Origin of the sequence: Methylophaga sp. UBA2496, from assembly GCF_002341635.1 — a bacterium.
Classification (GTDB): domain Bacteria; phylum Pseudomonadota; class Gammaproteobacteria; order Nitrosococcales; family Methylophagaceae; genus Methylophaga.
The window spans coordinates 1-16,034 of the sequence record NZ_DDOK01000004.1; the positions used below are offsets into that span (position 1 = coordinate 1).

Below are 16,034 nucleotides of genomic sequence, written 5' to 3' on the forward strand. Positions count from 1 at the left end.
CAAAGAAGCGAGAATTATACAGAAACCGCTCAATCTGTCAACCCTCAAATCGTTTATTTATCAGCGTTGAGAGCCGCCTGTCGAAACAGAACGGCGCATTCTACAGATTGAACTGAATACGTCAACAGGAAGTTTTTCTTGATTGTTTTTAGGTGACGCTAGTCTTATGAATTAATAAGAAAAATACTGATTAAATAATTAAAACTTACTCATTAACCACTCCCCATTCAGTCGTTTTTTTGGTCATTATGACAATACGTGCGATAGGCGAGAGGTAAATTTTTACTTACTTTGGTGCTGCCAAGTCTAGAAATTGGTAAATAGTTGACGATATGCCCTAGGTGCATACCCGTAATATTTTTTAAAAATCCGGCTGAAATGGGACATATTGTTAAAACCATATTGCATAGCAATCTGGGTGACAGACAGGTGAGCATAAAAGGCGCTTGCCAGACAGTGTCGGCACGACTCTAATCTCTGTTCTGTCAGAAAGTGCATCAGCGAGGTATTTTCTTCGTTGAATAAGTTGTTGAGATAACGTTTCGATAAGCCTGTTGCATCGGCAATTTTTGTTGCCGTGAGTTCTGGGTCGCTCATAGCACTCTTTATATATTGTTTGATACGTATCAACATAATCTGACGGTGGCTGGTTGTTGTCAGTTTATTCTCAACAACCTGCCCTAGTGACAAGGTCAACATATCAACCACTGGCTGCGATAATGACTGAAACGTAGGTTTGGAAAATTGTTCCAGTTGTTTAACTGTAGATTGAATAAGACTGCTGGTGAGTGCTCCAATACCTTCAGCCGAAGGAATCCGGGTAGCCGTAATTCTTCCAATATTATTTAGCCGTGGATCCAGAATCTTGCGGGGGATAGAAATCAATATCTTGGAAAAAGCTTCTGGAATGGTAATTCTGTGCGGCTCTGTCGCGTCATAAATCGTCATTTCACCTGGTTTAAGAAAAACTTCTCTCCCGCCCTGTTCCAACTTGTATTTTCCGGAAGTAAGCACGACCATGAAATAGCAGTCTTGACTGGCCTGAGAAGGTTCTTGAGGTAATCGTTCCAGTGTAATTGCGTTAGATTGGATAGGTGACAACCGCACACCTTCTTGCCAGGGATAAATCAACATATCATTGAATAACACCATATCCTTGGGCGGTTTAATATCGACGTTAGCATATTCCCGGCCAATGACTTCTTTCAGCCACTCTACCCGCTGAGCGCTGGGTTGTTGCTCCGTGCAAAAACGCTGCCCTCCGAGACGAACAAGCGAATCACGACCATCAGCTCTCTGGCCAGCGGGAGTAATCAGTGCGTTTGTCATAACTCATCACCCAAATGTACAAGGATCTCTGCCGTTAGAGAAAAGAATACTCATTTTAAGCTCGGCATACTGTTGTTGTATTTCAGAATAATAACAGGAGAGAGTATGAAACAGAATGATAACCACGCCGGAAATGTGGTGCTGATAAGAGGGGCCTGCTTATGGATATTGATGGCTTTATTACTGGCCTGGTCACTCGTGGGTATCTATAATCAGATTGGCTTTCTGGAGACTTTATTTCCTGGTAAACCTATGCGAGTGTTGCAGGCTCACATAGACTTTTTATTAATGAGTGCTTTGATTCTGGGGTTTTATGCTGCAAGGATTGGATTGCCATGGCATGTTCGCTGGGCGATGGTAACGGGAGCATTTACCAATTCCAGTCTTTTTTTATTGTATGCAATGTTTCCTGTATTGGATCCGCTATCAGAAACCTATATACCTACGGGGATCTTGTTTACTACTTTTAATGTCTATTTATATTCGAGTCTTTTAGTAACCAGTTATGGCTTTGGCAAAGCTGCTGTCATTATATTTCGCACTACTTTTGATGACGATTCAAACACAAAAAATTGTAAGCGCTGCGGTCGGCAAGTTGTCTGAATTACGTAAGCTGATAAATGCTCCCGCTAAACAGGATCAGTTGGTAATAATACGAGCGAACTTACGTTTACCTACCTGAAACACGCCTACGATACCGGCTTTAATCAACAAAGATTTATCATCTACTTTTTCGCCGTCAATTTTTACAGCCCCCTGCTGGATCATACGCATCGCATCTGAGGTACTGCTTGTCAGCCCGGCTTCTTTAAGGACATTGGCTATCGGCATACCTTCAGAACCAACGGTAAGGGTAACTTCCGCAATATCATCAGGGACTTCACCTTTTTTGAATTGATTTTCAAAGTCCTGACGAGCTTGTGGTCCAGCAGCTTCGCCATGAAAACGTGCAACAATTTCCTCAGCAAATAACTTTTTAATTTCAATGGGATTACGTCCCTCTGCTACTGATTGTTTCCAATCAGCGACTTCTTCTAACGATTTAAAACTGAGCAATTCAATGTAACGCCACATCAGTTCATCCGAAATTGACATAAGTTTGCCAAAGATATCTTTAGGACTTTCATCTATACCAATATAGTTACCCAAAGATTTGGACATTTTCTGCACACCATCCAACCCAACCAGAAGCGGCATCGTCAGAACGCATTGTGGTGATTTCCCGTAAGCTTTTTGTAACTCGCGCCCCATAAGCAGGTTAAATTTCTGGTCCGTTCCACCCAATTCCACATCAGCATCTAGCACAACTGAGTCATATCCTTGAATTAAAGGATACAAAAACTCATGAATGGCAATGGATTGGCCAGTTGTATACCGCTTATGAAAATCATCACGCTCTAACATGCGTGCAACAGTATGGTGAGAAGCCAGTCGAATCATATCGGCAGAAGACAACTCGTTCATCCAATGCGAATTGAAAACTACTTGAGTCCGTTCAGGATCCAGAATTTTGAATACCTGCTGTTGGTATGTTTCCGCATTCAGCTGCACTTGTTCTGGCGTTAATGGCTGACGCGTCACATTTTTGCCGGTTGGATCACCAATCATTCCGGTAAAATCGCCGATCAAAAATAGGATTTCATGCCCTAAATCCTGAAAAAGGCGTAACTTATTGAGTAACACCGTATGACCAAGATGCAAGTCTGGAGCTGTAGGGTCAAAACCAGCTTTAATACGAAGTGGTTTACCACTTTCCAGCTTTTCGATTAACTCTTTTTCGACCAGAATTTCTTCTGCTCCACGACGGATTTCTGCCAAAGTTTCTTGCACAGTTCTCATCATCGTTCTCCGCACTATAAAAATTGGCGGGCAATATAACACAAGATCTTGCCTCCGAGGGGTTTCAATTCTGGGCAAATGCTGAGAGAATTGCACGAATTTACTATAAACGGGGAATGCCCATGAAGAAACGTAATAGACTTCTGAGCTCATCACATCAATCAAAGTTATTCAAATCTGAATCGCTGTCTCCCCACAAAAATAGACATATTGCAATCTTATCCTTAATGGCTTTAACCGGTATTTTTATAACGGGCATTGTGCTTGCAACAAGCGAACCCAGTGCAACAACCAATCAAACCCAATCCGTCGCCTTACCAAATATGCCTGCAGGCAGCGAAAGTACAACAGCGTCAGATCAATCAATCATTTCTCTACCCTCAAAGTCCGTTGCAGTACAACCTGATCCTTTTGATTCCAACATTAACGAGACCGTTCAACCAGTTCAATCTGATATCTCTTCGGATGAATCTGCTGAAATCGAGCGCCTGCATCTTAACCAACAAAGCCCCCCTGCCCTAGAAACAGAAATTTCTATCATAAACGATGCTCTCACCCCAAATGAAGAAAACACTGCAATATCCACATCTGACGAGCTTAGCTGGCAAGAAATCGAAGTAAAATCTGGCGATAACCTTTCTTTAATCTTTCCAAAAGCTGGCTTAAGTGCCCGTGATGTTTATAACGTTGCTCAGACGGCTGGTGACGATGCCAAAGCGCTTCTCAACCTTCGGCCGGGTCAAATATTTCGATTTGGAACAATAACCGACACTGATCAAAACTTAGTGCTTAAGCAGCTTCAATTACAGTTAAATCCGATGAAAACGTTAACCTTAACGTCTACTGGAAATGGTTTTGAAACAGCTGTCGTTGAACGTGAACTCGATAAGCAACGTCAACTGGTTGCAGGCGAAATTCAAAGTTCATTATTCGTCGATGGACAAAAAGCGGGCATGTCAGACAGATTAATTATGGAAATGGCCCATATTTTTGGCTGGGATGTCGATTTTGCACTGGATTTACGTCAGGGTGACAGCTTCAAAGTCATTTATAATGAAAACTTCCTAGACGGTGAAAAAATTGCTGATGGTGACATTCTGGCAGCAGAATTCACCAATCGGGGTAAAACCTTCCGTGCTATCCGTTTCACTGATAATAACGGTGAAAGTCGTTTCTACACACCAAATGGCGACAGTATGCGTAAGGCCTTTACGCGAACTCCAGTGCCAATTTCACGTATAAGTTCAGGCTTTAACCCTAATCGTAAACATCCCGTATTACAAACCAACCGTCCTCATCGCGGTGTTGACTACGCCGCCGCAACCGGAACACCAATCCTGGCAACCGGTGATGGTAAAGTCGACTTTGTTGGTACTAAAGGTGGTTATGGCCGTACTGTTATCCTGTCACATGGTGGACGTTACACAACACTTTTTGCTCATATGTCAAAGTACAAAAAAGGCATTCGTGTCGGTCAACGTGTGAGACAAGGTGAAATTATTGGCTATATTGGTAGCAGTGGCCTGGCTACCGGGCCACATTTGCACTATGAATTTCGGGTAGATGGTGTTCATAAAAATCCATTAACCGTCGCTTTGCCCAAAGCAGAACCTATTCCAAGTCAATATTTGGCGCAATTCAAGACGCTTGCCCAACCACTACTTGCCAGTTTAGACAACTTACAAGTCCCAACCCTGGCATTACGCCAAGATTAATTAATACAGAAATGGGCTTTTACATCGGTGTGATGTCAGGCACTAGTCTTGATGCAATTGATGTTGCATTAATCGAAACATCGCCAACAGAGCCGTCGAAATTAATCGCTCATCACTCGACAGCTTTTTCTGTTGAACTGCAAAAAGCATTGAAAGATTTGATTAACTCTCAACGCTGTCAGCTCTCCCAACTGGGTGCATTAGATATTGAACTTGGCCATGCATATGCTGATGCTATTCTGAGCCTGCTAACTTCCTCAGCGACCACTACGATACATCAAATTGATGCCATCGGCTGTCATGGTCAAACAGTATTACACTCACCTGATTCAAATTATCCGTTTAGCATGCAAATTGGCAATGGCAATGTTATTGCTGAAAAAACGGGGATTACAACGATTTGTGATTTCCGCCAAAAAGATATTGTCAATGGCGGTCAAGGGGCCCCGTTAGCTCCTGCCTTTCATGCAGCTATGTTTCGTTCAGATAACGAAAATCGCGTTATTGTGAATATTGGTGGTATAAGCAACATCAGTATATTGCCAGCGGATAGCGGTAGCCCTCTCCAAGGATTTGATACCGGACCAGGAAATACGCTTATGGATTCCTGGATTCAAAAACATCAAGGCCTTCTATTTGATAATGAGGGAAAGTGGGCTGAGGGTGGTGAAATTAACCAAACGTTACTGATGCAATTAAAGTCTGATCCTTATTTTGACAGACAAATTCCCAAAAGTACGGGTTGTGAATTATTTAATCAAAACTGGTTAAAGCAGCAATTGATCATGGCAAAATGTGAAGATGTAAATGCTCAGGATATACAGGCAACTTTACTGGCATTTACTGTATCAACCATTACTGATGCGATTCATCAATACGCCAGACAAACGGATAAAGTCTATGTCTGTGGGGGAGGAGCGAGAAATACAGCTTTAATGCAACAATTACAAATCGCTCTGGATAACATCGAGGTAACGACTACAGCAGCAATCGGTTTGGATCCTCAATGGGTTGAAGCCGTTGCATTTGCATGGCTTGCCGAACAAACCATACATCAAAACGCGCTTGATTTACGTTATGTTACAGGCGCACAGAGCCCAAGCATATTAGGTGCAGTTTACTGGTCTAAGAAGGCTTCATAATCAATAGCAGACATTAACTCTGCTGCAATTTCATCAATTGGAACCTCGGAACGAAAACGCACAATCCAACCATTATTAAAAGGTTCTTGATTAATTAGTTCAGGCATATCCACTAACTGCTGATTAATAGCAATAATTTCACCTGAAATAGGCATAATCACGTCTGAGGCTGACTTTACTGACTCAATCACGGCACATCCTTCGCCAGCAGCAAATTGCTGGCCTTCGGAAGGCAATTCAACAAAAACAATATCTCCCAGACTGTTTTGGGCATGCTCTGTGATACCAAGTGTATAAAGGCCTGTACTCTGCTCTTCAAGCCAAACATGGGACTCACTGTAATAATAATCATCTGAATTATTCATGAATGATGCGTCCATAAGTTTGATTCAGGTGTCTTAATCGATCAGTACAATCTTTTGGAACCATACTCCATTCAAACTGCCATTTCCAGTTGCCATCCAGAGTTCCGGGAACATTCATACGATGCTCACCTTCAAGCTCGAATAAATCCTGCAAAGGAATAACAGCAAGCTGAGAAACGGATTTCAAAGCAACTCGAATCAACAACCATGGCATTGCTTCATCACTCGGCCCGATATATTCATGCAAGTGTTGTCGGGTACTTTCTTCAATCTCCCGGTACCATCCCAAGCTGGTGTTATTATCGTGTGTACCTGTATAAGTAATACTATCCTTACAATGTTGATGAGGAAGATAGGGATTATCAGCGTCTCCGCCAAAGGCAAATTGCAGAATTTTCATACCCGGCATCGCAAACTGTTCACGTAAAGCCGTTACTTCTTCAGTTATGATACCTAAGTCCTCGGCAACTAAAGGAAGTTCGCCAAAAACCGATAGCAGCTTTTTGAATAATGCCTCACCGGGTGCTTTACCCCAATCTCCCTCTATTGCAGTTTCACAACTGGCTGGAATCTCCCAACATGCTTCAAAGCCTCTGAAATGATCAATTCGAATTAAATCAAATAATTCCAGTTGAGTGGATAAACGTTTTACCCACCAGTCGAAATTTTCATCAAGATGTGCCTGCCAGTCATAAAGCGGATTACCCCAACGTTGCCCTGTCGCGGAAAAATAATCTGGCGGAACACCGGTTACCTTTGTAGCCTGTCCATTTTCATCTAAAGTAAATAATTCCGGCGCAGCCCATACATCAGCACTGTCATGAGCAACAAAAATGGGCATATCACCAAACAATTTAACGTGATGTTGATTCGCATAGTTTTTTAAATTATGCCATTGCTGGAAAAAGAGAAATTGTTCGAAACGACGTATGTTCAATGATTCTGAACGTTGTTCACTAAGCGATTTTAGCGTAGCTGGTTCACGATCCCGAAACTCGGGTGGCCAGTCATACCAAGGCAATGCATGATTCAGATTGCGAAGCTCCCGATATAAAATATAGTCTTCCAGCCAAAAGGCCTGTTGCTGACAAAAATTATTAAACGCCAGTTTATCGGTTTCAGTACTATTCTCAACAAATTGCTTATAAGCATTCGCAACAATAGTGAAGATTTTTTTACCTGCTAGTTCTTCTGTCTTAATCCAGGCTTGAGCTTGAATATAGTCAACACACAACAACTTGTTATTGCCGGCATGTGCCGATAAACATTGATAAGGCGATCCATCTTCATGAGTCGGCCCTAGCGGCAGCATCTGCCAGATAGTTACCCCGGCTTGTTGCAGAAAGTCTACAAAGCGATAAGCATCTGCACCTAAATTACCCGTCGGTAAACTGGTAATATGCATTAAGACACCTGCCCTGCGCTGATCAAAAATATGTGCCTGTTTCATTAATTAACCACCACGGCGCATTGTGCCACCCTGCTCGGCTTCCCCTCCTCCCGAAGATACAACTTCTGACAAGATTTGTGGTACTTCAACTCCCAGCATTTGATAAAGGTTCGATAAATGCAACCTGAACAGACGCTCAAAATCACTGACACTGTCAGCAGCGTTGTAATCCCCAAACCACCAGAACCAGTCAGATCCTTCACAAATGGCGAGTTGTTTGTCGATAGCTTGTTGCATGTCATCATCAATTGCTACTTCTGCAATTTTTGTGTCGTAAACCTGCTTGGCCTGGCTAAGTAAATCCCAAGCACGGTTTTTATCAACATCCCCAATCCAGGTTGAAAACGTACCATAGACCCAACTCCCTGCCACCATTTCTGGTAATAAGGCCGATTTACACCCTTTTTCCAGACACTCAGCAAAGGTGGTTAACTCAAACTCAGGGTGCCGAGAAAGCTGTTTATACAGACTTTGCAGAAAGTAAAAACCGTTATAGGAATAGTGTTCCCAGGCATTTTCACCATCCAGAATGACAGAAACCACTCTATCTGGATCGCCTTCAGTTGTTGCTTTAATATTTGTCAGATGGTGAATAAAATCGTTAACGGCGTCTTCAGCACTCCATTTGGTATAAGTAAATCCAATTAAATCCGATAATCCATCATCCCGGAAAAAACATGCCGGCCCTTTACCCTCAAGCTGATAGGGTTTATGAATATTACTGTCAGACAAATCACTTTTATTGAGACTATTTCTTAATACATTTTCACCACTGGCAGTCCACTGAAATCCATGTTTGGCAATCGATTCTATTGTCGGCTTTGATACTGCACCTTCTGATGGCCAACAGCCTTGGGGGCGAAACCCAAAAAAGGATTCAAATACCGCTAAACCTTTTTCCATGTGCCAGTCAGTACGTGATTCACCTCCGGGGTAATGACGGATTTGTGGTAGCAGGGCATCCGGCATTGCTTCAAGAGTACTATTTATATCCAGCAATAACGGTACAATTGGATGTGCATAAGGCGTGACTGATAGTTCTACTTTTTTCGCTTCTGCAAGCCGTCTGTAACGTGGAATCAAGTCACTCAGAAGTTCACCGATAACAATCATCAATTGTCGGCGATCATGAAAATTAAACTGCTGCCCTTTTTTCATTAATGTCTGGATGCGAACATCATTTCGTCGAACAGACTCACCCATCCACACCAAGTGATACCAGACCAGCATATCGACCAGGAACTGATCATTCAGGTAAGCCAGACGTTGTTTATCTTCCAATACCCATCTAGCCATTTCTGCCAGTTTTGCAAAAACTGGAAACGGCGCTATAAGTTTTTCATCATTGGCACGCAGGCAGGCATTTAAAATCGTTTGACGCTCTTCAATATGCGCCGGCTGTACTGGTGAATCCAAGGCAATTAACAAAGGATCTTTAAGACAACCCGTGCCTTTGAAACGACCTTTCAACTGCTGATCATAATCATCAATCTGCTCAAGCAGGGTAGGAGCAAAGTTTACTACTGCTCTGGCATCAGGTACCTGCTCCAGATGCCATGCCATATCGACATAATCTTTTATCGCATGCAAATAGGTCCATGGAAGCTGATAACTTCCGCCCATAGGTTCACTATATTGTGGCTGGTGCATATGCCAGCACAGCACAACTTTTAATTTATCTGACATAACGGTAATTTTGCCCCAGCATTTCCGGTGTCACTAATACAACACCATTGGGTGAAACTTCATAACGTTGCGCATCCAGTATGGGGTCTTCCCCGATAATGGTACCTTCAGGCACGATACAGCCTTTATCCAGCACAACTTTCTTCAGGCGACAGTGCCTGCCAACAGTAACATCCGGTAGTACCACGCTATCTTCGATTAGACTAAAGCTGTGAACTTCGACATTTGAAAACAATACAGAGTGTCTAACGGTGGAACCAGAAATGATGCAGCCACCTGAAACCATGGAGTCTACAGCCATGCCGCGGCGGTCATCATCATCGAAAACAAATTTGGCTGGCGGCAGTTGCGCCTGATGAGTCCAGATCGGCCAATCTTCATCATAAAGATTTAATTCGGGTGTCACGCCTATCAACTCCAGATTCGCAGACCAGAAAGCATCAATAGTTCCTACATCGCGCCAATAACCTGGGTCATTACCCTGAACATCTTTGTACGGAAACGCGACAACTTTATATTTTTTTATTAACGACGGAATGATGTCATGACCAAAATCATGACTGGACCTTGGGTCATCAGCATCTTTAATCAACTGTTCATAAAGAAAGCCCGCATTAAAAATGTATATCCCCATCGAAGCCAATGCCACATCATCCTGCCCTGGAATAGGAGCAGGATCTTCCGGTTTTTCGTTAAATGCAACAATGCGATGATTGGTATCAACAGACATTACGCCAAAGGCTTTAGCCTGATCCAGTGGTACCTCAATACAGCCAATCGTCATATCGGCATTTTGCGCAACATGTTCCGCCAGCATATCACCATAATCCATTTTATAAATGTGATCACCTGCCAGTATCAATACATATTCGGGACCATGATTTCGCAAAATATCAATGTTTTGATAAACGGCATCTGCTGTACCGGTGTACCACCCCTGTTCGGTACGTTGAGAGGCTGGGAGTAACTCCACAAACTCGCCCAGGGCACCGCGCATAAAGCCCCAACCCTGTTGAATATGCCGAATCAGTGAATGCGCTTTATATTGTGTTAATACACCCACCCTGCGAATACCGGAATTAACACAATTGGATAATGGAAAATCAATAATCCTGAATTTTCCGCCAAACGGCACTGCAGGTTTTGCACGCCATCCTGTCAGTTGCTTCAGGCGAGAGCCACGCCCTCCTGCAAGGATCAATGCCAGAGTATCCCTGGTCAGTCGACTGACAAAACGCGTACTATTATTTTTGGGCATATTGAATTCTCCAGCCAGCTATGCAGTGAAATATGTTGTAATGGCTTTAAGCGTGCCACATCGTTAAGGTGGTCAGCAATAGAAATATTTATAGGACAGTATATCTATGGTTTTTGAACAAAATTTGACAGACGACCAACTTAAAATCATAGAAGCCAGACATCATGATCCCTTTGCAGTATTGGGACGTCATCCAACAAAAAATGGGATATATGTAAGGGCTTTTTTACCTGATACCGAGGCAGCTACAGTAGGTGACAATTTACCTATGCAGCGAGTTCAAGGTACAGATCTTTTCGAATGGACAGGTGCTTCCGATGATTTAACATCTCCCTATCAGATTCATCGTACCACTTCGGAAAATCAAATTCAGAGCCATTATGATCCATACAGCTTTCCACCACAGATTTCAGATTATGATCTGTACCTGTTTGCTGAAGGTAAACATTGGCACGCCTATCGAATACTGGGTTCACACAAACGTACAGTCAATGGTGTCGAAGGGGTCATATTTGCCACTTGGGCACCCAATGCTCAGCGTGTAAGTGTCGTAGGTACATTTAACCGCTGGGATGGTCGATGTCATCCGATGCGCTCCAGGGGCAGTACCGGCGTATGGGAATTATTTATTCCTGGCCTGGATATCGGTGAGCTGTATAAGTTTGAAATACGTAATCATCATGATGGCAGTCTGCACCTGAAAATGGACCCATACTGTCAACAGGCCGAACTGCGTCCCAGCACCGCTTCAGTGGTGTTTAACAGCAATTATCAATGGCAGGATAAAGACTGGATGTCTGGGCGAGAACATGCCAAGTGGCTGAATACACCACATAGCGTGTATGAAGTCCACCTTGGCTCCTGGCAAAAACACAGTGACGGAAGTTTCTGCAGCTATCGTGAACTGGCTGACAAACTGGTGCCATATGTCAATAAACTGGGATTTACCCATATTGAATTGTTGCCGGTTACTGAGCATCCACTGGATATTTCATGGGGCTACCAGACTACCGGGTATTATGCAGCAACCAGTCGTTTCGGATCACCGGATGATTTTCGATATTTAGTTGATAAATGCCATCAAAATAATATCGGCGTATTACTCGACTGGGTCCCGGGACATTTTCCAAAAGACAGTTTCGGCTTAGCCCGTTTTGATGGCACAGCACTCTATGAACATGAAGATCCACGGCGTGGTGAACATCAGGACTGGGGTACATTGATTTTCAACTATGGACGCAATGAAGTTCGCAACTTTTTGTTATCCAGTGCTTTTTTCTGGCTGGAGGAGTTTCATATAGATGGTCTGCGGGTTGATGCCGTAGCCTCAATGTTGTATCTGGATTATTCGCGTGAAGAAGGTCAATGGTTACCCAATATTCATGGCGGACGTGAAAATCTTGAAGTCATTAGTTTTCTCCAGGAAGTGAACACGATTCTGCATCAGTCTCATCCTGGCTGTATTATCGCCGCCGAAGAATCGACCTCTTATCCAATGGTTTCAAGGCCTGCCGATATGGGCGGACTAGGATTTTCGATGAAATGGAATATGGGCTGGATGCATGACATTCTCGAATATATGAAACAAGATCCCATCCATCGACGTTACCATCATGATCAACTGACCTTTGGTTTGCTCTATGCATTTACAGAGAATTTTGTTCTGCCCTTCTCACACGATGAGGTTGTGCATGGCAAAAAGTCGATGCGTTATAAAATGCCTGGGGATGAATGGCAGCAATTTGCTAATCTGCGATTGCTTTACACCTTTATGTTCAGTTATCCCGGCAAGAAGTTATTATTTATGGGGTCGGAATTTGGGCAGGGTAGCGAATGGAATAGTGAACAATCGCTTGAATGGTATTTACTCGACTATCCGCAGCATCAAGGTTTATTACAGATTGTTACCGATTTGAATAAAGTGTATTGCGAAAGTCCGGCACTTCACTATCATGACTTTGATGCCCATGGTTTTGAGTGGATTGATTGTAATGATCGTGAGCATTCGGTGCTTAGTTTTCTGCGGCGTGGACAGGACGCTATTGTGGTAGCGGTGTTTAATTTTACCCCTGTCGTGCGCGACAATTATCGCATTGGCGTACCGGAAGCAGGTGAATACGAAGTGGTCATCAACTCAGATTCGGAATATTACTCTGGCAGCAATTATCCCGTCAGTCCGCTAGTTAATAGTGAACCAACTGAATGGTCGGAAAGACCTTATTCAATTGTCGTAAATTTGCCGCCGTTAGCAGGACTCATTATTCGCAAGAAACATTGAAGCAGCATGCGGCTCGTATGACACGAGCCGCTGAATACTATTACTGACGTAAAGTACGGATCATTTTGATAAGTTCAGTTGTGGAACTATCATGTACGGAAATATCGGCATTGCCCTGTAAGTCGGGCAGAATGGCTTTTGCGAGTTGCTTGCCAAGTTCAACGCCCCACTGATCAAACGAATTGATATTCCAGATTACCCCTTGTACAAACACTTTATGTTCATAGAGTGCAACCAGCTGTCCAAGCATTTCCGGTGTCAATTTAGGAAATAACAACACATTACTTGGACGATTTCCCGGAAAGACTTTATGGGGTAATAATGCATCCAGCGTTTTGCCTTCATAACCTTCTTTAATCAGCTCTTCCCTGACTTCTTCGGCACTTTTCCCCTTCATTAGGGCTTCAGCTTGCGCCAGGCCATTGGCCAGCAGAATAGACTGATGATCACATTCGGGGTAATGACTATTAACCGGCAATACAAAATCCACCGGTATTAACTGTGTTCCCTGATGAATCAACTGAAAATAGGCATGCTGACCATTAGTTCCGGGCGTCCCCCAGATAACCGGTCCGGTTTTATAACTGATGCGGGCACCCTGCCGGTTAATAAACTTGCCGTTGCTTTCCATATCCAATTGCTGCATATGATTCGGGAAACGGGCTAATGAATGGTCATACGGTACAATGGCATGCGTTTGGGCATTAAAGAAATTGATATACCAGATTCCCAGCATGCCCATGATAACCGGGATATTTTCGGCTAATGGTTTACTGCGGAAATGGTTATCCATTTCATGTCCACCTTCCAGCAGACGAATAAAATTATCCATACCGACATACAGTGCAATCGGTAAGCCAATGGCACTCCACAATGAATATCGGCCGCCAACCCAGTCCCAGATCTCAAACATATTGGCCGTATCAATGCCAAATCTGGCAACTTCTTTGGCATTGGTAGAGACAGCAACAAAATGTTTAGCGACATCTGCCTGTGTGGCAACTTTGAGAAACCAATTCCGCGCAGACTGAGCGTTGGTTATGGTTTCCTGAGTCGTAAAGGTTTTTGAAGCAACAATAAACAGGGTCGTTTCAGGATTCAGTTTTTCCAGCGTAGTACTGAGATCAGTACCATCAACATTAGAAACAAAATGCGCCTCAAGACCATCAATACCATAAGGCTCCAGCGCATCACAGATCATAGCTGGGCCAAGATCCGAACCGCCAATACCAATATTTACAATATCGGTAATTTTTTTGCCACTGAAACCCACCCACTTACCACTATGAACCTGCTCACAAAAGGCAGCCATCTTATCGAGAACGGCATTTACCTGTGGCATCACATCTTCACCATCCACCAAAACAGGCGTATTGGCTCGATTGCGTAATGCCGTGTGCAATACGGCACGCCCTTCTGTGTGATTTATCTGCTCACCAGAAAACATGCGTTCAATCCAGGACTCTACTTTTACTGCTTCTGCCAGGGCGATCAGCTTCTCAATGGTTTCCTGAGTAATACGATTTTTGGAATAATCCAATAACAAATCACCTGAGCGAATTGAAAACCGCTCAAAACGTCCCGAATCAAGTACGAATTGCTCACGCATCGACAGATACTTGATATCAGAATAATGTCTATCCAATGATTGCCATTCGGCGATATTTAGTGGCGTCATATTTCTACTTATTTTTGTTAACGGTTATTGAGCTTTGATTCAGAAAGAAAAGTCGCGAGTTCAGACCAGGGCAAGGTTTGTTGCTCACCTGTTGCCATGGTTTTCACGCCAATGATTTGCTGCGCCATTTCCTCCTCCCCCAAAATCAAGGTCCAGCGCGCTCCACTGCGATCAGCCCGCTTGAATTGGCTTTTAAAACTACCACCACCACAGTGGCTAATCAAGCGAAGTTGGGGAAGCTGGTCCCTAAGGCTTTCTGCCAGCAGCAAGGATTGCGCTGCTGCGGCTTCACCAACGGCAACCAGATATACATCAGGAGATACCGTTTCAGGTAAAGCCCCTCCTGCTTCCAGCAATGCAATAAGACGTTCTAGACCAATGGCAAAACCGATAGCAGTGGACTCTTTACCACCCAGCTGTTCGATCAGACCATCATAACGTCCTCCGGCGCAGACTGTGCCTTGCGCTCCCAGCTGATCGGTCACCCATTCAAAAACGGTTTTGCCATAATAGTCCAACCCTCGAACCAGTCGCGAATTTATCTCAAACGCAATGCCTGCTGCTCGTAAGGTAGTACACAATTGCTCAAAATGCCCGGCAGATTCCGCATCCAGATAATCTATCAGTTTGGGTGCCGCGTCATTAAGCGCCTGCATCGCGGGATTTTTACTATCCAGAATACGTAACGGATTACTGACTAATCGTCGCTGACTGTCTTCATCAAGTTGTGAATAATTATCCTGGTAATACTCAACCAGTTTTTCACGATAATTGAGTCGAGCGTCAGTACTTCCAAGCGAATTGATCTGCAAAGAAATATCTTTCAACCCCAGAGTTTTCCATAAACGTGCTGTTAACAGAATCATTTCCGCATCAATATCAGGACCGCTGAAACCATAAGCTTCAACGCCTAATTGGTGAAATTGACGATACCGGCCTTTCTGTGGGCGTTCATGACGAAACATTGGTCCCATATACCAGAGACGTTGCTGCTGCTGGAACATACCATGCTCCATAGCGGCCCTGACGCATCCGGCCGTGCCTTCAGGCCGCAAGGTCAGGCTGTCACCATTGCGGTCGTCAAAGGTATACATTTCCTTCTCAACGATGTCAGTAACTTCTCCGATAGAGCGTTTGAACAATTCGGTCTTTTCCAGAATGGGTAACCTGATTTCCTGATAGCCATAGCCATCAAGCACCTTTTTAAGGCTGGTTTCCACTGATTGCCAATACGGCGTCATTTCCGGAAGAATGTCGTTCATTCCCCGGACAGAACGGATAATCTCTGCCACCT

Annotated in this window: 12 protein-coding genes; 4 read left to right on the plus strand and 8 right to left on the minus strand. The window is 43.7% G+C overall.

The features are described 5' to 3' along the window. Nucleotides 1–306: 306 nt before the first annotated feature. Nucleotides 307–1,329 (minus strand): helix-turn-helix domain-containing protein, encoded by a 1,023-nt coding sequence (locus tag B2W60_RS03215; RefSeq protein ID WP_292362651.1) that lies wholly within the window; start codon nt 1,327–1,329, stop codon nt 307–309. A gap of 105 nt (nt 1,330–1,434) precedes the next feature. Here B2W60_RS03215 and B2W60_RS03220 point away from each other — a divergent pair, with 105 nt between their 5' ends. Continuing rightward, complete coding sequence (locus B2W60_RS03220; protein ID WP_292362650.1) at nt 1,435–1,932, plus strand: hypothetical protein; 498 nt, start codon at nt 1,435–1,437, stop codon at nt 1,930–1,932. Between the two features lie 36 nt (nt 1,933–1,968). On the opposite strand, the gene tyrS is transcribed toward B2W60_RS03220, so the two are convergent. Further along, nucleotides 1,969–3,168 (minus strand): tyrosine--tRNA ligase, encoded by a 1,200-nt coding sequence (gene tyrS, locus B2W60_RS03225; protein WP_292362649.1) that lies wholly within the window; start codon nt 3,166–3,168, stop codon nt 1,969–1,971. A 122-nt stretch (nt 3,169–3,290) separates the two neighbouring features. On the opposite strand from tyrS, the gene B2W60_RS03230 reads away from it, so the two are divergent. Both B2W60_RS03230 and B2W60_RS03235 read left to right on the plus strand, forming a co-directional pair. Continuing rightward, a complete protein-coding gene (locus tag B2W60_RS03230; protein ID WP_292362648.1) occupies nt 3,291–4,883 on the plus strand; it encodes a peptidoglycan DD-metalloendopeptidase family protein in 1,593 nt (530 codons plus the stop codon). 32 nt (nt 4,884–4,915) lie between these two features. Continuing rightward, a complete protein-coding gene (locus B2W60_RS03235) occupies nt 4,916–6,025 on the plus strand; it encodes an anhydro-N-acetylmuramic acid kinase (RefSeq protein WP_292363958.1) in 1,110 nt (369 codons plus the stop codon). On the opposite strand, the gene gcvH is transcribed toward B2W60_RS03235, so the two are convergent. From gcvH to glgC, 4 genes are read right to left on the minus strand one after another with little or no spacing between them, the layout of a single operon-like run. Then, complete coding sequence (gene gcvH / locus B2W60_RS03240; RefSeq protein WP_292362646.1) at nt 6,001–6,390, minus strand: glycine cleavage system protein GcvH; 390 nt, start codon at nt 6,388–6,390, stop codon at nt 6,001–6,003. The two genes, B2W60_RS03235 and gcvH, sit on opposite strands and share 25 nt — an antisense overlap. Beyond that, nucleotides 6,383–7,840: a 4-alpha-glucanotransferase gene (gene malQ / locus B2W60_RS03245; RefSeq protein WP_292362645.1), complete on the minus strand. Its 1,458-nt coding sequence runs from the start codon at nt 7,838–7,840 to the stop codon at nt 6,383–6,385. The genes gcvH and malQ overlap by 8 nt, the downstream gene beginning before the upstream one ends. 3 nt (nt 7,841–7,843) lie before the next feature. Further along, entirely contained in the window at nt 7,844–9,526 is a 1,683-nt protein-coding gene (locus B2W60_RS03250; RefSeq protein WP_292362644.1) for a glycoside hydrolase family 57 protein, read from the minus strand. Beyond that, complete coding sequence (gene glgC, locus B2W60_RS03255) at nt 9,516–10,784, minus strand: glucose-1-phosphate adenylyltransferase (protein ID WP_292362643.1); 1,269 nt, start codon at nt 10,782–10,784, stop codon at nt 9,516–9,518. The genes B2W60_RS03250 and glgC overlap by 11 nt, the downstream gene beginning before the upstream one ends. 106 nt (nt 10,785–10,890) lie before the next feature. Between glgC and glgB the strand changes: the two genes are divergently transcribed. Beyond that, nucleotides 10,891–13,062, plus strand: a complete 2,172-nt coding sequence (gene glgB / locus B2W60_RS03260; RefSeq protein WP_292362642.1) for a 1,4-alpha-glucan branching protein GlgB — start codon at nt 10,891–10,893, stop codon at nt 13,060–13,062. A gap of 40 nt (nt 13,063–13,102) precedes the next feature. Here the strand turns inward: glgB and pgi are convergent, their stop codons facing one another. Both pgi and hisS read right to left on the minus strand, forming a co-directional pair. Beyond that, nucleotides 13,103–14,740: a glucose-6-phosphate isomerase gene (gene pgi / locus B2W60_RS03265; RefSeq protein ID WP_292362641.1), complete on the minus strand. Its 1,638-nt coding sequence runs from the start codon at nt 14,738–14,740 to the stop codon at nt 13,103–13,105. A gap of 17 nt (nt 14,741–14,757) precedes the next feature. Beyond that, nucleotides 14,758–16,032 (minus strand): histidine--tRNA ligase, encoded by a 1,275-nt coding sequence (hisS, locus tag B2W60_RS03270; protein ID WP_292362640.1) that lies wholly within the window; start codon nt 16,030–16,032, stop codon nt 14,758–14,760. Between the last annotated feature and the right edge of the window lie 2 nt (nt 16,033–16,034).